We start from the raw sequence: 17,622 nt of genomic DNA, 5'->3' as shown, positions 1-17,622 counted from the left end.
GACGATCGGTGCGCCACCCGACCCGATGTGTGTGACGACGTGGACATTGTGCACGGCAGTGACCCCGCGCGACCCCGCGGGTCGGGTTCCGTGTCCGGCCTCGCGTCAGCGGGCGGGCAGTGCCGCCGCGACCTTCTCGCGGATCTGCTCCACGCGCGACCGGAGCACCACCGCGTCGTCCGTGACCGGCTCCGACACGCCGATGCCAACCGCGACGGGACCGGAGGTGTACCAGAACGCGAGCACGCGCCCGGCCGGGGCGCTGGCGGAGTAGAGGAGGTCGCTCGGCGCCGGGCCGAGCGGCGTGGCTTCGAAACCGCCGGCCGTGAGGTTCTTCTGCAGGCCCTTCACGAGCTGGGCCGCTTGCGCCGGCGACGGCGTCGGGATCGCGAGCAGGATCGTGCCGTTGTCCTTGTGCGAAGTGTCGGCGTACGCGTGGTAGACGAGCTCGTTCGCGGCGGCGGTCTTCATGAGGTCCGCGTCGGCCTGCGTGACGACCTTCAGCTCCACGGCCTTGTCCAGCGACATCGTGGAGTTGTCGGGGCCCGGGGTCCCCGCGAGCACCGGCAGCTTGTCCTCCAGCGACGCCGACGCGCCGGCGCTGCCGGTGGGCGAGGGGACCGGTGGGGCCGAAACGGTGTCGGCCGCGTTGTCCGCGTCCGGCCGGCTCCCGATGTACCAGGTCACGCCGACGATCAGCGCCAGCACCACGAGCACGCCGAGCGACAGGAAGAGCCACGTCGGCCGCTTCTTCCGCGGTGGCGCTTCTTCCCACAGGCGGCGCATCTCGGGTGGCTTGTTCAGGTCGGCCGCGTCACCGGTGACGGGGAGGTAGCCGGTCGGGTTCACGTCGGCCGGGCTGGGCGCGGTCGCGAACGACTTCTCACCCTTCTTCGGATCCCACCGCGCCTTGCGGGTCAGCGCCGAGCGCGGCGGCCGCTCGGGGTCCGCCGTCTCGGGCTCGGCCGGCGGTTCCGGCTGCTGGGGCGCGGTCTGCTGCTGCGCCGGGGCGGTCCACAGGTCGGCCGTCTGCTGCTGGGCGTTCTGCTCGGGCGCCGGGTGCCAGGCGGGCTGCGGCTGAGCCGGGTTCGCGCTCGCCCACGTGTCGGCGCCGGCCGCCCACGGTTGCGCGGGCTGGTTCCACGTCACGGGTTCGGCGCTCCACGTGCCCCCGGCCGCGCTGGGCTCCGGGGCCGGCGCCGCCGGCTCGGCGGGCGAGCGCAACGGTGAGGCCACCGGCGAGGCCGCGCTCCCACCCGACGCCTCGGCCAGCAGTTCGTCGCGTTTGCGCCGGTGCTCGGCGTGCCCGATCCGGCCGGCGGCCAGCTCGGAGTCCAGCCGCCGAAGCTCTTCCTGCCAGCTCATCGCCATCCCTCTGCCACCGGTGCGGGTTCCAGTTTTTCATGCACCCGGACCTGCTCGGGTACCGGTTCGTGATCGACTTTCCACTCGCGGATCGTCGGCGAGATCATTCCGCGCCGCTCGCGTGCCGTCCAGGGTGGAGCGGCATCCGTAGGATCGCTGTATGTCCTCCGCCCGCGGTGAACTCGCCGCACTGGCCGTGGACCGGCTCGCCGGCCGGACCGTTCTCCCCGACGACCTGGTCGCCGCCGCGGGACGGGCGGTCGTCGCGGGGCTCGATTCGCCGACGCTGGCGGAGCTGGCCGGGCTCGGGCGCGACGACGGCACGGCGCCCGACCTGTTCGGGCGGGTCGTGGCGGAGCTGGGCATCGAGGTGCCCTTCGACGCGGCCACGGCCCGGTGGCAGCTGCTCGGCGAAGCACTGGCCGCCCTCGCGCGCGGCGACGTCTCCGTGAACGAGGGGTCCACGGCCGTCGGGGAACTCGACGATCGGCTCGGTCATCCGGATGCGTTGCGCGAGATGCGGCGCTGGATCGCCATGTTCGACTCCTGGATCCCGACCGACGTCACCCCCGTCAGCTTCCCCGAGGACCAGATCCGCCAGCAGGCCCGCGAACTCCTCGCCGGAGCTTGGCCGCCTGTCACCCGTTGAGCCGCAAAAACTGTCGTACACCTGTTCTAAAATTGGCGTTGTCCAGGGGAGATGCCGCCCGCGCCAAGGGGGCGGCGTCGCCGAGAACCGGTGCGGAAGGCGGCTGTCGAATGGCCTACATCACCCTGCCCACGTTCGTCGGGTACAGCGCGAGCTCGGGTCCCTCGCGCTCGGCGTTCGTGCGGCGGCAGCGGCGGCTCTACGAGGATCCGGCGCGCGCGGCGTTCAACTACTACCGCCGCGCGGCCACCGCGGTGCGCGCCGGCCGCGCGGCGCGGCAGGACGAGGTGGCCATGCGCTCGCTCGTCCACCACGCCGACGACCGCACGCGCCCGCACTACTCCGCGATCGCCGAGGGCTGGCTGCGGTACCTGGGCCGGCGCGACCCGAAGCTCGTCGAGGTCGGGCGGGCGCGCGTGCCGCTCGGTGAGCTGGAGGTGGGTGTCAGCCCGCAGCTCGGCCTGCGCAAGAGCACGGGCCGCCGGTACGCCACCTGGCTGTACTTCAAGGAGGAGCCGCTGAGCCGCGACGCCGCGCAGCTCGCGTTGTGGCTGCTCGACCGGGGTCTGCCGAAGATCCTGCCGGGCGCCGAGCCGCTGGTCGTCGACGTGCGCCGGGCCAAGGAGTTCGCGCTCACGCCGCGCGACCGCGAGCGGCTGCGGCCGTGGGCGCACAGCGAAGCCTCGGCGTTCATGACCCTGTGGGACGCGGCGTGAGGTGACGGCCGGGGCCGGGGCGTGCGGGCCGCCCGGCCCCGGCCGCGTTCGGTGCCGAGGCCACGAGTTTTGTCTCAGGACGCACCCGGACGGGTGACGGTTTTTGCCCAAGGCGGCCGTGGACTGGACAATCTCGGCCCCGGACACGAAGCTTTCGACAGTTTTGAACCCCGGGATGACTTCGAGGTTGACAAGGTGAACGCAGCAGCAGCCTGGGAGCCGCTCTCACGGGTGGCGGACGAGCCCGCGTGGTACTGGGTCTACGACAAGCTCGGCTTCTGGCCGAGCACGTTCGCGCACGACTGGCCCGGTTTCCGCGAGCCGGCGCCGTCGCGCACGTGGGACCTGTCCGCGGGCGAATACGACCGCGGCTCGGCCGAGTTCCGGCTCGGGCCGTACGCGGTGGAGGAGCCCGACGTCGCGCGGATCGCGCTGGCGGCGCTCAAGGCGACCGTCCGCGAGGACGAGTGGCTGTGGGTCCTGCACTGGCAGCACCAGTCGTTCAAGTTCTGGCCGCACCGCATGCCCGAGAACGCCGTGTGGCCCGTACCGGTGTTCCCCCGCGGCGACTACCACCTGTTCCTGTCCGAGGACTTCAGCTACGGCACGCTCGGGCACCCGTGGGAGCGCACGCTGTGCGTGTTCGGCGAGCGCCTCCTGCCCGCCGTGGAGAAGCACGGCGAGGGCGTGCTGACCAAGGTCCTGCGCCGCGACGGCCGCCCGAGCGCGCTGGCGCGCTGACCGTCCGGCTCGCCGCGACCGCCGCCCGCCGCGGTGGTCCCGACCAGCGCCTCGGGGCCGCTTGAGCCGCTGCTACCGTTCGCGACGTGTACGAATACCACGGCTGGGTGACCATTGCGGCGACCGCGAGCGGCGACGACGACGCGAACCTGCTCGAGCGCCTGGTCGACCGCGTGCACCGCGCCGTGCGCGACGCCCGCACGCTCGACCTCGTCGACCTCCGCTGGAGCGCGGGCATGCCGATGCTGCACCTCGGCGGCCTCGACAAGCACGGCGGCGCCATCGCCCCGGAGCTGATCGAAACGTTCACCCGCGTCGGTGAACTGGCGCCCGGTTCCTACGGACTGCTGCACGTCTGGGACGACCAGGATCCCGACCACGACAACGAGTTCCGCGTGTTCCGCATGGCCCGCGGCCTCGTCAGCGAGCACTCCGACGCGCACCTCACGCCCGTCGCGCCGACGGTGCTGGACGTCTACGAACTCTGACGCCGCGGACGCGCACGAACGGCCCCTTCGCACCTGAACGCGAAGGGGCCGTTCGCTTTTCGCCCCGCGGGAGGCGGGTCAGTGGTGGTGCGGCGGCTGCGGGGTCTGCGGGCGGTGGCCCGGCTCCTGCTTCGGCGGCGTCTGGTCCGTGCCCGGGAAGACCGGCGCGGGCAGGTTCGCGGCCTCGTAGCGCGAGAGCGTGAGCGGACCGGAGGTGTCGGGCAGCGTCGGCGGCTGCGACTTGTGGTCGCCGAAGCGGAAGGCCGACGTCAGGTCACCGAAGGTGTCGCGGCGCCACTCGGAGATGTTCGGCTCCTGAACGCCCGTGACCTTCTCGAGGAACTGCAGCGTCGACGTGTGGTCGAACGGCTCGCTGCACACCCAGCCACCCGCCGTCCACGGCGAGATGACGATCGCCGGCACGCGGTAGCCGCCGCCGACCGACAGGCCGTTGCCCTTGGTGCCGCCCGGCGAGGTCTTCGTGACGAACTCGTGCGGCGTGCCCGCGGGCGGGACCGGCGGGATGACGTGGTCGAACAGGCCGTCGTTCTCGTCGTAGTTGAGGATGAACGCGGTCTTGGCCCACACGTCCGGGTTGGACGCGATGGCGTCGATCTTCGAGGCGACGAACGCCGCGCCCTCGGCGGGCGTGTAGTTCGGGTGCTCCGAAGCCGTCGAGGTGCAGATGATCCACGAAACCGTGGGGAGCTTGTCGTTGCGCGCGTCGTACTCGAACTGGCCCTCCGGGCGGTGGGTCAGGCCGTTGACGGCGAGCGGCGAGTCGGCCGGCGCGTTCTTGAAGCTGGCGAAGTTCTCGAGCATGTTGCAGCCGTAGGTGTCGCTCTGCTCGTAGACCTTCCAGCTCACGCCCGCGGCCTGCAGGCGCTCCGCGTACGTGGTCCAGGTGTAGCCGCCGGCGGGGGCGGTGTTGTCGAGGATCGGGCCGCCGTTCTCGCCATCGGGGTCGATGGTGCCGGTCATCCACATCATGCGGTTCGGCCACGTGGGGCCGAGCACCGAGCAGTGGTAGGCGTCGCAGATCGTGAACGCCTCGGCCAGCGCGAACTGGAACGGCAGGTCCGCGCGCGTGTGGTAGCCCATCACGTACGGGCCGTTCTTGCCGTCGGCCTTGCGGTGGGCCGGCAGCCAGCTGTCCATCTTGCCGCCGTTGAGGGCGTCGTGCTGGACCTGCCAGGCGTGCGACGTCGACGGGATCTTCTGGGCGTTGGTGGCGTGCGTGTCGAGGTGGAAGGGCAGCGCGTAGCCGGCGGGGTTCTCGGCGTCGGGCTGGTAGAACACGGGCTTGCCGTTCGGCAGCTTCGCCGCGTGCGGGTCCCCGAACCCGCGGACGCCGCGCATGGTGCCGAAGTAGTGGTCGAACGACCGGTTTTCCTGCATCAGCAACACGACGTGCTCGATGTCCTTCAGCGAGCCGTGCTTGGGGGCGCCTTGGGCCAGGGCCTTCTGGACGCTCGGCGGGAGAAGGGTGGCCGCGGCCGCGGCGGCAGCCGCGCCCGCTGTGGATCCGAGGAGACGGCGACGAGTCAGTTCGGTCATGGCGAACACCCTGCTGACCGCCCGTCATCGAAAGGGTGGTTATCCCCGAACTGGTGGCGAACACATGGTGAAAACCAGTGCCGAACCGGGCGATGGGGGCAAGTGGGGTGTTCTCGCAGGTAGGAGGGTTGGGCCGGGTGGGGGATTGCTTTTGGGGTGAGGGGTGGTTTGCCGTCGGATTGCTTTGGGCTGGGTGTCCGCTTGCTTTGGGGTTGGCGGTGTTCGGGGTGAGGGATGCGCTTCCGGTTACGTTCTGTTGGAGTCGGCTCGCCTTTGCGGGTTGGCTTCGGCTCGCCTTCGCGCGGGGTTCGGGGTGCGCGGGACGGCACCCCGATCTTTGATTGTCACGACGGTCTGGACCACCTTGTCAAGGCAGGAAAGCGTGCCTTGACAAGGTGGTCCAGACCGCGTGGAGGCTGGGGATCGAGGTGGTGGGAGGGGGCTGGGTGGTCCCGCGCTGTCCGCACTTGGCTGGCGGTCTCGTGGGTGGTGTGCGCTGCCGGTGTGGTGGTGGCTGGCTTTGCCTGGCTGGGTTGCGTGGTGTCCGTACTTGGCTGCCGGTTTGGCAGCTGGCGTTTGCTACCGGTGTGGTGGTGGCGTGCTTTGTTGGCTGGGTGGTTGCGCGGTGTCCGTACTTGGCTGCCGGTTTGGTAGGTGGCGTTTGCCGCCGGTGTGTTGCTGGCGTGCTTTGTTGGCTGGGCGGCTGCGTGGTGTCCGTACTCGGCTGGCGGTCTCGTCGGTGGTGTGCGCTGCCGGTGTGGTGGTGGCTGGCAATGCCGGGCTGGGTGGTTGCGCGGTGTCCCGTACTTGGCTGCCGGTTTGGCGGGTGGCGTTTGCTACCGGTGTGGTGGTGGCTGGATGGTCCAGACCGCGTGGAGGCTGGTTGGGTTCGGGGGTGGCGTTCGCCGCCGGTGTTCCGCTTTCTGGCCGGCGGGTTGCGTGGTGTCCGTACCTGGCTGCCGGGTTCGTGGGTCGCGCGCTGCCGGTGTGGTGGTGGCTCGCTTTGCCGGCTGGGTGGTTGCGCGGTGTCCGTACTTGGCCGTCGGTCTTGTAGTTGGCGTCCGCCGCCGGTTGCGTGGGTTCGGCTTTGCCGCGCGGGGTGCGGGGCGGTGGCCGTGCTTGGTGTCGGTTTGGTGGTGGCGTCGCCGGCGGGTCGGTTGGTGGCTGGCCTACCGGTTCGGGCAGGCGCGTCCCGCCGGTGCTCGGCTGTGGTCGCCCGCGCGGAGTTCGCCGCCGTTTCGTCGCGGCTCGCTGCTCCCACTCAGCCGGGAGGTTTCGAAAGAGCCATTCACTCCCGCTCCGCAGCGTCCCCCGTCAAATTCACCGCACCGGACACGCCCATCGGCCCTCACCAGCCACCATCTTTTTCAACGACAAAACCACCCTTGTCACCCATCACCCAAGGCGACTCACCCACACAAATCCCCCACCAGCGGGCACTGCGCCCCGTGCAGTAGCCCACTCATCCACGCTGGGTTGGTCACCGACAGCACCGCGGGGGTCCGGGGGGCTCGGCCCCCGGGAGATATGGCGAGGGCCACCCGGTCCACGAATTCCGTGGACAGAGTGGCCCTGGACTGAGCGGATGACGGGATTCGAACCCGCGACCCTCACCTTGGCAAGGTGATGCGCTACCAGCTGCGCTACATCCGCGTTAACCGCTTGTTGCTCGGTGTTGACAACACTCTATACCGGGGCGCCTTGGTCACTTTCGGGGGGTCCACCTTGGGTAGGGCTGAGTCGGCGGCGTGCTTCGACCCGGTGCTTCGTTGTCACATCGGGCGTACAAGGGGTGACGACGAGCTTTTCGCTCCGTATGGTGTCCCCATTCGACCGAATGGTGAGTCCTTCGGGGGAGGAGGTGCCTTGCCGGATGACCGAGCTGGGCACGGCGCCGCCACCAGCGGCCTCGGAATCCGACGAGCAGGCACTCTTGCAACGGCTCCGCAACGGGGAAGACGCCGCCTTCGGGGAGCTGTTCGAGCTCCACGCTCGGGCCGTGCGGAGGCTCGCGCAGACCCTCGCCTCTGACCGCTCCGAGGCGGAGGACATCACGGCCGAGACGTTCTTCCGGGTTCTCCAGGCACTGCGGCGCGGCGCGGGGCCGCGTGACTACGTCCGCGCGTACCTCCTCACCGTCGCCCGCCGGGTTTCCTGGGAGTGGCACGGGGCGCGGCGCGACGTGCCCGTGACCGACGACGAGCTGACGTTCCGGGCGGGCGCCGGCGCGGACACCAACGCGCGGACCGCCGAGCACACGTTGATCACGACCGCCTTCACGAGCCTGCCGGAGCGCTGGCGCACCGTGTTGTGGCAAACCGAGGTCGAGGGCGAGCAGCCCTCGATGGTCGCGCCGCACTTCGGGTTGTCGGCCAACGCGACGGCGGCGCTGGCCCGGCGGGCGCGACAAGGCCTCAGGGCCGCGTACCTGCAGGCGCACCTGTCGGTGAACCGCGGGCCGGAGACGTGCCGGGGGGTCGTCGAGAAGCTGGGTGGTTTCACCGCGGGCAGCGTCACGGGCGCGGAGGCCGAGCGGATCAAGGCGCACCTGCTGGGGTGCGCCTCTTGCCGTGCGACGCAGGACGAGCTGCGGGACGTGTGCTCGTCGCTGCGGGCGCACGCCGAGGTGCTGGTCGTCGCGGTGCCGGCGTTGGCTGGCCTCGGCAAGGTGACCGGTGTGGCCGCCACCGTGAAGAGCGTGCTGTTCGGGTCGAAGGTCAAGGTCGGGCTGGCGCTCGCGTCGACGGCGGCCGCAGGCGCGGTCGGGATCTCGACCGGTCCGCTCGTGTTCGGGTCGCACCCGGTGCAGGACCTGGGGTTGCGCGGCGGCGCGCCCGAGCTGGCGCTGAAGCCGCCGGACCCGCCGGGGCAGCAACCACCGCCGCAGGTGCAGCACGGGCCGCGCGTCGCGACGGGGCAGTTGCACGGCGTCGCTCGTCCGGAGCGCGTGGTCCACCACACCGGAACCGGGTCGGAGCTCAAGACCAACGACGTGCCGAAGCTGCCGGACGGGCCCGGGCCGGGCGCGGGCAACGCCGCGCCGCCGCCGTCCGACGGGACCGGTCGCGCCGACTTGCCCGCCGGCGGTGAGCCGTCGGACGCGCCGATGTCGAGCCAGGAGTCCACGGACTCGCGCGCCGACACCGAACCGGACCAGACCACGTCCGGCGACCCGTGCGACGACCCGACGATCGACGGGCCGTACAACACGACGCGGTCCCGGCCGCCGTCTTACGTGCCGCCGTCCTCCACGTACGTGCCGCCGCCGGAGACCTACCTGCCGCCGCCGGTCACGACCACGTCGACGCCGAGTGACACGTCGACCACCGAGACCACCGAGACGACGCGGTCGTCCGGGTCCGAGACCACGTCGACCTCCGGAACTGAGTCCGAGGACAGCGCCACGTCCCAGGACTCGGGAGACAGCACCCCCTCGGATGTCACCGGTTCGGCCGATTCCGAAACCACGTCGGCGCGCTGAGCAGCGAAAACCGGGCAAACCTCGCGCCACGCTCCGTGACCACCTCGCGCCGCGGGGCAGCGTCACGGTAGCTTTGGGGGACTCGAGCGTCGCCCGGGAGGCAACAGGATGAACCGGCTGGTGCGCGGTGAAGACGGCCGCGACTGGGTGGTCCGTGCCCAGATGGAGTGGCGTGCGCCCGCCACCGCGGACGATTTCGAACACGACGTCGCCGGCAGCTACACGCCGGGCATCGCGATGCTGCTGGTCACCGCGTTCCTGGCGATCGTGCTCGTGGTCTGGACCCCTGACCAGGTGCGCGTGCCCGCGTGGGTGTTCCTCGCGATCGTGCTGGTGCTGCTGTTCTTCCCGTTGCGCTGGATCCTGCGCCGGCCGTGGACGGTCGTCGCCGAGACCGAGGGCGACGTGGCGGGCGACCGGCCGTCGGAGCGCTGGGTCGGCACGATCCGGGGCATGTTCACGGTCTCCGGCGAGGTCAAGCGGATCACGAAGACGATCCAGAAGCACTCGCTGCCCGATTTCGACGGCCCGCTGCACCCGGTCGAGTAACAGCGCCGTCCAGCAAGGGGACCTGGCCGGATCCGGGTTCACGGGTAAGACTGGTGTCATGCCCGAGTTGCCCGAGGTCGAAGCACTGGCCCACCACCTGCGCGAACACGCCGTGGGCTCCACGGTGTTCCGGATCGACGTCGCGTCGCTCAGCGTCCTGAAGACGGCTGTGCCGCCGTACACCGAACTGCACGGCCGCGAGATCACCGGCGCCACGCGCCACGGCAAGCACCTCGACGTCGTCCTCGGCGACCTGCACCTCATCGTCCACCTGGCGCGCGCCGGCTGGCTGCGCTGGTCCGACCAACTGTCGCCGACGCCGTTGAAGCCGGGCAAAGGCCCGATCTCCTTGCGCGTGCACCTCAACGCGGCCGCGGGCCCGGGCTTCGACCTCACCGAGGCCGGCACGAAGAAAGGCCTCGCCGTCTGGATCGTCCACGACCCCAGCGAGGTCGCCAGCGTCGCGCGCCTCGGCCCCGACGCGTTGTCGCTCGACGCGTCGCAGCTGCGCGAGCTGTTCGCCGGCAAGGGCACGCGGCTCAAGTGGGCCCTCACCGACCAGTCGCTCATCGCCGGCATCGGCAACGCCTACTCCGACGAGATCATGCACAAGGCGAAGCTCTCGCCGTACGCCACCGTCGGCAAGCTCGACGAGGGCGCGCTCGAAACCCTGGCCGCCGCGATCCACGACGTCGAGACCGACGCCGTGCAGCGCTCCGTCGGTCAGAAGGCCGCGATGCTGAAGGGCGAGAAGCGCTCCGGCCTTCGGGTGCACGCCCGCACCGGCCTGCCGTGCCCGGTCTGCGGCGACACCATCCGCGAAATTTCCTTCGCCGACAAGTCGTTCCAGTACTGCCCGACGTGCCAAACGGGCGGCAAACCCCTGGCCGACCGCCGGATGTCGCGCCTGCTCAAGTAACACGACCCCGCGGCCGTCGCTCGGAGTGATCGTGCGGAGCGGGCGAGCTGCTCGGTAGGGTTCAGCCACCCTGGGTCGTCACAACTCGACAGAAAGTGGAGAGCAGACCTTGCACCCGGCTGGTCGAGCGCAGAGCATGGACGTCGTGTCCGCCTTCCCCCTCGCGCAGGTCGTCCCGTGGGCACTGGTCGGCGTGCTCGCGATCGTGGTTCTCGTCCTGCTCTTCAAGGTGCGCCGCCCCAAGGGCGTGATCCAGGACGCCGTGCTGCAGGCCGTGCACCGGATGTCCAAGGCCACGCCGAACCTGCGCGCCGGCCTCGACGAGGAGGCCGCCAACCGCATGACGGCGGAGCTGCTCGAGGTCCTCGACTGCCTCGCCGTGGGGATCACCGACAGTGAGGGCACGCTCCTGTCGTGGGCCGGTGAGGCGACGGACCACTACCTGGACCTCGTCGAGGACATCGGCACCGCGTTGCGCAAGCACCGCCGCGCCGTCGCCGACCACAACAAGCTGCCGTGCAACCACCGCGGCACCTGCAAGATGAAAACGGCCGCGATCGTGCCGATCCTGGTCGAGGGCGGTGCGGAGGCGACGCTGATCGTCGTCGGGCGCACGCGCGGCAAGCTCGTGCAGATGGCCGAGGCCGTGGCGCAGTTCGTCTGCACCCAGTTCGAGCTGGCCCGCCTCGAGGAGTCGCGCAACCAGCTGAACCAGGCCGAGATCAAGGCCCTGCGCGCGCAGATCTCGCCGCACTTCGTCTACAACGCGCTCAACACGATCTCCGCGCTCATCCGCACGGACCCCGAAGAGGCGCGCGAGCTGCTGCAGGACTTCGCCGACTTCACGCGTTACTCGTTCCGCACGTCCGGCATGTACACCACGCTCGCCGAAGAACTGCGCAACATCGACCGCTACCTCACGATCGAGAACGCCCGCTTCGGCGGCCGCCTCGAGGTGCGGATGAAGATCGCGCCCGAGGTGCTCAGCGTCGTCGTGCCGTTCCTGATCATCCAGCCGCTCGTGGAGAACGCGGTGAAACACGGCCTGGCCAGCAAGCCCAGCGGCGGCTGCGTCACCGTGATCGCGCAGGACTACGGCACCGAGGCGCTGATCAGCGTCGAGGACGACGGCATCGGCATGGACCCGCGCGCGCTCACCGACCTGAAGAACGCGCACCGCACCGGCGCCCACGTCGGCCTCGGCAACATCAACCAGCGCATGCGCCAGGTGTTCGGCGAGGACTACGCGCTCACCGTGGACACCGCGCCCGGCGCCGGCATGAAGGTGACGCTGCGCGTGCCGAAGTTCAAGCTCGGCGTGCGCCCCAACATGCCCGACTACTCCGCCGACGTGCCGCCGCAGGGCGAGTCCGAGAACGAGGTCGAGCACAACGGTGTGAACGGATCGCGTTCGGGCATGCTGCCGGCGCTCTGAACTGGCTAGCCTGGCGTCATGAGCGTTGCCGACAAGCTGACGTCCCGCCTGCCCGTGCTCGGTGACCGCGTCGAACGCAAGGACGTGGTCGCCGTGGTGAAGCTGCACGGCGTGATCACCCCGACGCCGTCGCCGCTGGCGCGTGGCTCGATCAACCTCGCGGCCGTCGAGTCGGCGCTGACCAGGGCGTTCGGCCACGACCGGCTCAAGGCCGTGGCGTTGCTGATCAACTCGCCCGGCGGCGCGCCGACGCAGTCGGGCCTGATCGCGGAGCGCATCCGCCAGCTGGCCGACGAGAAGAACGTGCCCGTGCTCGCCTTCGCCGAGGACGTCGCGGCGTCCGGCGGCTACTGGCTCGCGTGCGCGGCCGACGAGATCTTCGCCCACCGCACGTCGCTGGTCGGGTCCATCGGCGTGATCAGCGGCGGCTTCGGGTTCACCGGCCTGCTCGAGCGCTTCGGCATCGAACGCCGCCTGCACACGGCGGGCGTCAACAAATCGCGCCTCGACCCGTTCAGCCCGGAGAAGCCCGAAGACGTCGAATGGCTGAAGCGGATGCACAGCCAGCTCCACGAGCTGTTCGTCGAGTGGGTCAAGGAACGCCGCGGCGGCCGGCTGATCGACACCGAAGACCTGTTCACCGGCGACGTCTGGCTCGGGCAGAAGGCGCTCGACCTCGGCCTGGTCGACGGCCTGGGCTCGCTGCGCCAGATCGTCACCGAGCGGTACCCGGACGCCGAGATCTCCGTGGCCGAGCCCAAGAAGCCGCTGCTCGCCCGCCTGGGCATCGGCGCGCCCGCGGCGGCCAGCGCGGTGCTCGACGCGGTGAGCGCCAAGGCCGCGTGGGCCCGCTTCGGGTTGTGAGCCGCGAACAGCCGGTTTCACCCCGTTGGCCGCGTGGTTGTGCCCCGCTCGTGATCGCCGTTGAGGCAAACGGGGGCGAGGTCGTTCCCCGACGGGCGGATGACCGGGACGGGGCTGGACATCGCACTCGGCAATCGGCAGGATGCGACTCACTGTGAGTGCTCATGAAGACACCCGAAGGCTCATCGTCCTGGCAGTGGACGACGAGCTGAACGGGCTCGACGAACTGACCCACGGCCTGGGGAACAACCCACACGTCCACCGCGTCTTCAGCGCGTCGGACGCCTCCGACGCACTGCGGCTGTTCTCCCACGACGACCCGGAGCTCGTGGCCCGGCGCGCGCAGGGCCTGCCGACGGTCGACGCGGTGTTCGCCGACATCGACATGCCCGGCCTGTCCGGCATGGAGATGTCCCGGGTGATCGCGGCGATGAACCCGTCGCCGATCCTGGTGTTCGTCACCGGCCACGCCGAGGAAGCAGTGAACGCGTTCGACCTCGGTGCCGTCGACTACGTGCTGAAGCCGTTCCAGCAGGACCGCCTCGACCGGTCCGTGGCGCGCGTGCGCGAGAAGCTGACCGTGGCCGCCACGCCGCCGCAGGGGCAGAGCCCGGCCGGGCCGGTGAAGAACGACGACGAGGTCATCCCGGTCGAACTCGCCGGCACGACCAAGCTCATCCCGCGCTCGTCGGTGCGCTGGGTGGAGGCGCAAGGTGACTACGCCCGGCTGTTCACCACCGAGGGCAGCCACCTCGTGCGCATCCCGCTGGCGCAGCTCGAGGAACGCTGGGAGAAGGCCGGGTTCGTCCGCATCCACCGGTCGTTCCTGGTCGCGTTGCCGCTGATCACGGAGCTGCGCATGGGGCAGGGCGGCTACCAGGTCGTGATCGGCAACGAAGAGAAGGTGCTGCCGGTCAGCCGTCGGCACACGCGGGCGCTGAAGGACCGGCTCGTCGGCTCCGGCCGCGGCGGCTGACGTCGTGTCCTCACCCGACGACCCGTACCACCGCCTGGCCAACGGCGTCCGCAAACCGGACCCGACGCTGGGCAAACCACCCGAGGACAGCGCGGTCGTGGAGCCGGTGCCGCCGGCGCCGAAGCCGCTGCGCGCGGCTGAACCCGCGCACGAACGGCCGAAGCGCCAGCGCGTCGTGCTCGCCGACCCGAAGCAGTCGGCGGGCCGGATGCGGGCGCGCATCGAGCTGGAGGAGCAGACCAGCTGGGGGAAGCTGCTGATCCGCGACCTGGTGAAGGTGCAGCTGCGCACGGCCGTGCTGCTGGCGCTGCTCGTGCTCGGAGTCCTCGGCTCGATGCCGGTGCTGTTCTACCTGCTGCCCGGCGTCGCGCGGTTCACCGTGATCGGCATCCCGATCCCGTGGCTCGTGCTGGGGCTGCTGCCGTTCCCGTTCCTGTTCGCCGTCGGCCTCTGGTACAACCGGCTCGCCGAACGCCACGAACGCGATTTCGTGGACATGATCGAAAACTGAGCGCGCGTCCCGAAACGCCCCGGTAGCGGGCACCAGCGGACCGCACGCTCGTGCGAGGATTCCAGCCGTGCAGCTGAACCCGTGGGCGTTGACCGGCATCGTGCTGGTCGCCCTCGCGACGTACTACCTCGGGTACCGCTCCTCGCGTTCGGCCACCAGCACGCACGACTTCCTCGTCGCCCGGCGAACGGTCCGTTCGCGCCGCAACGCCGCGGCCATTTCTGGGGAGTACCTGTCGGCGGCGTCGTTCCTCGGCGTCGCGGGCATCGTGCTGAAGGAAGGCGCCGACGCGACCTGGTACCCGATCGGGTTCACCGCCGGGTACCTCGCGCTGATGTTGTTCGTCGCCGCGCCGCTGCGCCGCTCGGGCGCGTACACGCTGCCGGACTTCGTGGAGGCGCGGCTCGGGTCGCTCGGGTTGCGCCGCTTCGCGACGGCGTTCGTGGTGTTCATCGGGATCCTGTACATGGTCCCGCAGCTGCAGGGCGCGGGGCTGACGCTCGCGACGATCCTGCCCGTGCCCGCCTGGGTGGGCGCCGTCGTCGTCACGGTGCTGGTGGGGGTCAACGTGATCGCCGGCGGCATGCGCGCGATCACCGTGGTCCAGGCCTTCCAGTACTGGCTCAAGCTGTTCGCGATCTCGGTGCCCACGTTCATCCTGTGCCTGGTCTTCTTCTCCGGCGGCGGCCCGGGCGGCCCGCGCGCGCTGGGCTCGCCGGCGCCGCCGGTGTTCACCCAGGACACGACGGTGTCGGTGCAGACCGACGTGACCGTGAAGGTCACCACCGAGACCTACTTCTACGCCGACGGCCGCATCGACGACGGGCCCGCGCGCGGCGTCGCGCGCTGGTCGCCGCTGATCCCGCACACGGTCGAGCAGGGCACCACGCTCCGCTTCGCCGCGGGCACGCAGGTGCCGGTGATCAGCGACGCCCCGGCGACGAACGACGCGTGGCTGCACCCCGCGTCCGGCAAGATCACCGACCTGCTCCAGACGTATTCGCTGATCTTCGCGCTGTTCCTCGGCACCATGGGCCTGCCGCACGTGCTGGTGCGCTTCTACACGAACCCGGACGGGAAGGCCGCGCGCCGCACGACCGTCCACGTGCTGCTGCTGCTCGGGCTGTTCTACCTGTTCCCGACGATGCTGGGCGCGCTGTCGCGGATGTACGTGCCGCAGCTGTTGCTCACGGGCAAAACCGATGCGGCCGTGCTGATGCTGCCGTCGGCGATGCTGCCGGGAGTCGCGGGCCAGATCCTCGCGGCGGTGGTGGCGGCGGGTGCGTTCGCCGCGTTCCTGTCGAGCTCGTCGGGACTGCTGGTGAGCGTGGCCGGCGTCGTGTCCACGGACCTGTTGCCAGGGCGGGTGAAGGACTTCCGCGTGGGCACGGCGATCGTGGCGCTGTGCCCGCTGGGGCTGGCGTTCCTGCTGCGCACCGAGGACATCTCGCTGTCGATCGGGCTGACGTTCGCGCTCGCCGCGTCGACGTTCAGCCCGCTGCTGCTGCTGGGCATCTGGTGGCGCAAGCTGAGCTGGCAGGGTGCGCTCGCGGGCATGGTCGTCGGCGGCGGTCTGGTGCTGACGGCGCTGGGCGTGGACATCGCGAGCGGCTACGTCGGGTTTTCCCCGCCCTGGTACACGAGCCAGCCGGGCCTGATCTCCGTGCCGGCGGCGTTCCTCGTGACGTACCTGGTCAGCCGCGTAACGCGCTACGGCCGGCCCGAACTCGTCAACGACATCATGCTGCGGCTGCACGCCCCCGATCCGCTGGGCCTGATGCGCGACCGCGCCGTCGCGCGGTTCGGCCAGGCGGAGGACCGAGCGCGCGCCGGACGTGGGCGGCACCGCAAGTAACTGTGGGTCAGGGGCTCATCACCCGATCCGACGGGTCCGCGTCAGCCTTTCCGGGGCGGAAGATCGTCCTGACGGAAGGGGCCGCCCGTGGAGCGCACCGAAGCCGACATCGACTGGGAACTCGTGCAGGCGACGCCCGAGTTCCGCCTGCTGCGCCGTCGCCTGCGCGGGTTCGTGTTCCCGATGTCGGCGGCGTTCCTGGCTTGGTACCTGCTGTACGTGCTGCTCGCCGATTACGCGCACGGTTTCATGAGCGTGCGCCTGTGGGGCAACATCACGGTCGGGCTGGTGCTCGGGCTGGCGCAGTTCGTGACGACGTTCGTGATCACCGCGCTGTACGCGCGCTTCGCGCACCGGAAGCTGGATCCGCTGGCCGCGGAGCTGCGTGCCGAGTACGGGCACTAGCGTCTTCCTCACACGCGTACAACGCCTGGACATGGGAGCATGGAACTGTGGTGAGCCCCGCTGAACTGCCGACGGCCGAGGTCCGTGACCTGCCGAAGGACAGCATCCCCCTGCTCGACGTCCGCGAAGACGACGAATGGGCCGCCGGCCACGCGCCCGGCGCGAAGCACATCCCGCTCGGCGAACTGCCCGCGCGCGTCGACGAACTCTCCGAGTTCCCCGACGACCAGCCCGTCTACGTCATCTGCCGCAGCGGCGGCCGCTCCGCCCGCGCGACGGCCTGGCTGAACGCCAGCGGCTGGGACGCCGTCAACGTCGCCGGCGGCATGGGCTCCTGGGCCCACGAGGGCCGCCCCATGGTGAGCGACCACCCGGACACCGAACCCGAGGTCATCTGACGGATGCACTCAGGCCAGCCCCCCGTCCCTCCCGGCACCCCGGGCCCGCCCGGCTCCGGCGGGCCGGGCTGGCCTCAGTACCCACCTTGGCGCGGCCCTGAGTCTGCGGCTTCTCCCGAATCCGCCCCGGACGGCTGGGTCCCCGGCTTCGACGCCCCGACCCCGGACGACGACTCCGACGCCGGGCCTGAGACTGCGGTCCCTTACGCCCCGCCGCCCGCGCCGAACGGCTTCGACGCCGACCCCAACAACCCGTACGCGCGCCCCGGCGCCGGCGCGCACCCCCAAAACGGCTTCGCCGCGCCCGACAGCGGCAACCCGTACGCTCCGCCGTCCGGCAGTGCTCAGCACCTGCCGAACGGTTCCGCCGCCGGCCCCGAGGGCGGCAATCCGTATGCCGGGCCGGGAGTCGGCGAGGACCCGCAGAATGGCTTCGCCGCGCCCGCCGGTGGCAATCCGTACTCGGCGCCCGCCGGCGGCGAGTACCCGCAGAACGTTCGTGGCGACGGACCCGAGAGCAATCCGTACTCGGCGCCCGGCGCTGCCCAACATCCGCCGAACGGTTTCGGTGCCGGCCCTGAGGGTGGCAATCCGCCAGCCGGGCTGGGCGTCGGCCAGGACCCGCAGAATGGCTTCGCCGCGCCCGCCGGTGGCAATCCGTACTCGGCGCCCGCCGGCGGCGAGTACCCGCAGAACGTTCGTGGCGACGGACC

The 17,622-nt window shown here is 70.8% G+C and carries 16 protein-coding genes, 1 tRNA gene and 1 pseudogene; 15 read left to right on the top strand and 3 right to left on the bottom strand.

Annotated elements, in window-relative coordinates; genetic code table 11:
• Window positions 1-105 precede the first annotated feature (105 nt).
• Complete coding sequence (locus ACIA77_RS28690; RefSeq protein ID WP_395889100.1) at window positions 106-1,365, bottom strand: hypothetical protein; 1,260 nt, start codon at window positions 1,363-1,365, stop codon at window positions 106-108.
• A 160-nt stretch (window positions 1,366-1,525) separates the two neighbouring features.
• Here ACIA77_RS28690 and ACIA77_RS28685 point away from each other — a divergent pair, with 160 nt between their 5' ends.
• The 4 genes from ACIA77_RS28685 (at window position 1,526) to ACIA77_RS28670 (ending at window position 3,959) form a co-directional block, all read left to right on the top strand.
• Entirely contained in the window at window positions 1,526-2,014 is a 489-nt protein-coding gene (locus tag ACIA77_RS28685; RefSeq protein WP_395889099.1) for a hypothetical protein, read from the top strand.
• 110 nt (window positions 2,015-2,124) lie between these two features.
• Window positions 2,125-2,730, top strand: a complete 606-nt coding sequence (locus tag ACIA77_RS28680) for a hypothetical protein (RefSeq protein WP_395889098.1) — start codon at window positions 2,125-2,127, stop codon at window positions 2,728-2,730.
• 231 nt (window positions 2,731-2,961) lie between these two features.
• Window positions 2,962-3,471: a DUF2716 domain-containing protein gene (locus ACIA77_RS28675; protein WP_395889262.1), complete on the top strand. Its 510-nt coding sequence runs from the start codon at window positions 2,962-2,964 to the stop codon at window positions 3,469-3,471.
• 86 nt (window positions 3,472-3,557) lie between these two features.
• Complete coding sequence (locus ACIA77_RS28670) at window positions 3,558-3,959, top strand: immunity 7 family protein (protein ID WP_395889097.1); 402 nt, start codon at window positions 3,558-3,560, stop codon at window positions 3,957-3,959.
• Window positions 3,960-4,037: 78 nt separating this feature from the next.
• Here ACIA77_RS28670 and ACIA77_RS28665 read toward each other — a convergent pair whose 3' ends face one another.
• Together ACIA77_RS28665 and ACIA77_RS28660 are read right to left on the bottom strand one after the other, a co-directional pair.
• A complete protein-coding gene (locus ACIA77_RS28665) occupies window positions 4,038-5,516 on the bottom strand; it encodes a phosphocholine-specific phospholipase C (RefSeq protein WP_395889096.1) in 1,479 nt (492 codons plus the stop codon).
• 1,580 nt (window positions 5,517-7,096) lie between these two features.
• A tRNA-Gly gene (locus ACIA77_RS28660) sits at window positions 7,097-7,169 on the bottom strand.
• A gap of 220 nt (window positions 7,170-7,389) precedes the next feature.
• On the opposite strand from ACIA77_RS28660, the gene ACIA77_RS28655 reads away from it, so the two are divergent.
• The 11 genes and pseudogenes from ACIA77_RS28655 to ACIA77_RS28605 all read left to right on the top strand — a co-directional run.
• Entirely contained in the window at window positions 7,390-8,997 is a 1,608-nt protein-coding gene (locus ACIA77_RS28655; RefSeq protein ID WP_395889095.1) for a sigma-70 family RNA polymerase sigma factor, read from the top strand.
• Between the two features lie 108 nt (window positions 8,998-9,105).
• Complete coding sequence (locus ACIA77_RS28650) at window positions 9,106-9,546, top strand: DUF983 domain-containing protein (protein WP_204092223.1); 441 nt, start codon at window positions 9,106-9,108, stop codon at window positions 9,544-9,546.
• A 58-nt stretch (window positions 9,547-9,604) separates the two neighbouring features.
• Complete coding sequence (locus tag ACIA77_RS28645) at window positions 9,605-10,465, top strand: Fpg/Nei family DNA glycosylase (protein WP_395889094.1); 861 nt, start codon at window positions 9,605-9,607, stop codon at window positions 10,463-10,465.
• 136 nt (window positions 10,466-10,601) lie between these two features.
• Window positions 10,602-11,900 (top strand): sensor histidine kinase, encoded by a 1,299-nt coding sequence (locus ACIA77_RS28640; protein WP_395889093.1) that lies wholly within the window; start codon window positions 10,602-10,604, stop codon window positions 11,898-11,900.
• Window positions 11,901-11,918: 18 nt separating this feature from the next.
• Window positions 11,919-12,764 (top strand): S49 family peptidase, encoded by an 846-nt coding sequence (locus ACIA77_RS28635; protein WP_395889092.1) that lies wholly within the window; start codon window positions 11,919-11,921, stop codon window positions 12,762-12,764.
• Window positions 12,765-12,906: 142 nt separating this feature from the next.
• On the top strand, window positions 12,907-13,740 hold the full coding sequence (locus ACIA77_RS28630) for a LytR/AlgR family response regulator transcription factor (protein ID WP_395889091.1): 834 nt from the start codon (window positions 12,907-12,909) through the stop codon (window positions 13,738-13,740).
• Between the two features lie 4 nt (window positions 13,741-13,744).
• Window positions 13,745-14,251: a hypothetical protein gene (locus ACIA77_RS28625; protein WP_395889090.1), complete on the top strand. Its 507-nt coding sequence runs from the start codon at window positions 13,745-13,747 to the stop codon at window positions 14,249-14,251.
• Between the two features lie 67 nt (window positions 14,252-14,318).
• Window positions 14,319-16,106, top strand: coding sequence for a cation acetate symporter (locus ACIA77_RS28620; protein WP_395889089.1), 1,788 nt, complete (start codon window positions 14,319-14,321; stop codon window positions 16,104-16,106).
• A gap of 87 nt (window positions 16,107-16,193) precedes the next feature.
• The gene (locus tag ACIA77_RS28615; RefSeq protein WP_395889088.1) at window positions 16,194-16,511 is read left to right on the top strand and encodes a DUF485 domain-containing protein; all 318 of its coding nucleotides are present in this window, start codon (window positions 16,194-16,196) and stop codon (window positions 16,509-16,511) included.
• Between the two features lie 47 nt (window positions 16,512-16,558).
• Window positions 16,559-16,909, top strand: a complete 351-nt coding sequence (locus tag ACIA77_RS28610; protein WP_395889087.1) for a rhodanese-like domain-containing protein — start codon at window positions 16,559-16,561, stop codon at window positions 16,907-16,909.
• A 3-nt stretch (window positions 16,910-16,912) separates the two neighbouring features.
• Window positions 16,913-17,622: pseudogene (locus ACIA77_RS28605) on the top strand (hypothetical protein); the annotation flags it as partial.

Source organism: Amycolatopsis sp. NPDC051903 (genome assembly GCF_044452505.1).
Classification (GTDB): Bacteria; Actinomycetota; Actinomycetes; order Mycobacteriales; family Pseudonocardiaceae; genus Amycolatopsis.
This window is presented reverse-complemented; position numbering and strand designations above follow the sequence as displayed.

Excerpts from the sequence above, each read along its gene's own strand:
- ACIA77_RS28690 (WP_395889100.1), bottom strand. The coding sequence starts at position 1,365 with ATGAGCTGGCAGGAAGAGCTTCGGCGGCTGGACTCCGAGCTGGCCGCC.
- ACIA77_RS28685 (WP_395889099.1), top strand. The coding sequence starts at position 1,526 with ATGTCCTCCGCCCGCGGTGAACTCGCCGCACTGGCCGTGGACCGGCTC.
- ACIA77_RS28680 (WP_395889098.1), top strand. The coding sequence starts at position 2,125 with ATGGCCTACATCACCCTGCCCACGTTCGTCGGGTACAGCGCGAGCTCG.
- ACIA77_RS28665 (WP_395889096.1), bottom strand. The coding sequence starts at position 5,516 with ATGACCGAACTGACTCGTCGCCGTCTCCTCGGATCCACAGCGGGCGCG.
- ACIA77_RS28655 (WP_395889095.1), top strand. The coding sequence starts at position 7,390 with ATGACCGAGCTGGGCACGGCGCCGCCACCAGCGGCCTCGGAATCCGAC.
- ACIA77_RS28650 (WP_204092223.1), top strand. The coding sequence starts at position 9,106 with ATGAACCGGCTGGTGCGCGGTGAAGACGGCCGCGACTGGGTGGTCCGT.
- ACIA77_RS28645 (WP_395889094.1), top strand. The coding sequence starts at position 9,605 with ATGCCCGAGTTGCCCGAGGTCGAAGCACTGGCCCACCACCTGCGCGAA.
- ACIA77_RS28640 (WP_395889093.1), top strand. The coding sequence starts at position 10,602 with ATGGACGTCGTGTCCGCCTTCCCCCTCGCGCAGGTCGTCCCGTGGGCA.
- ACIA77_RS28635 (WP_395889092.1), top strand. The coding sequence starts at position 11,919 with ATGAGCGTTGCCGACAAGCTGACGTCCCGCCTGCCCGTGCTCGGTGAC.
- ACIA77_RS28630 (WP_395889091.1), top strand. The coding sequence starts at position 12,907 with ATGCGACTCACTGTGAGTGCTCATGAAGACACCCGAAGGCTCATCGTC.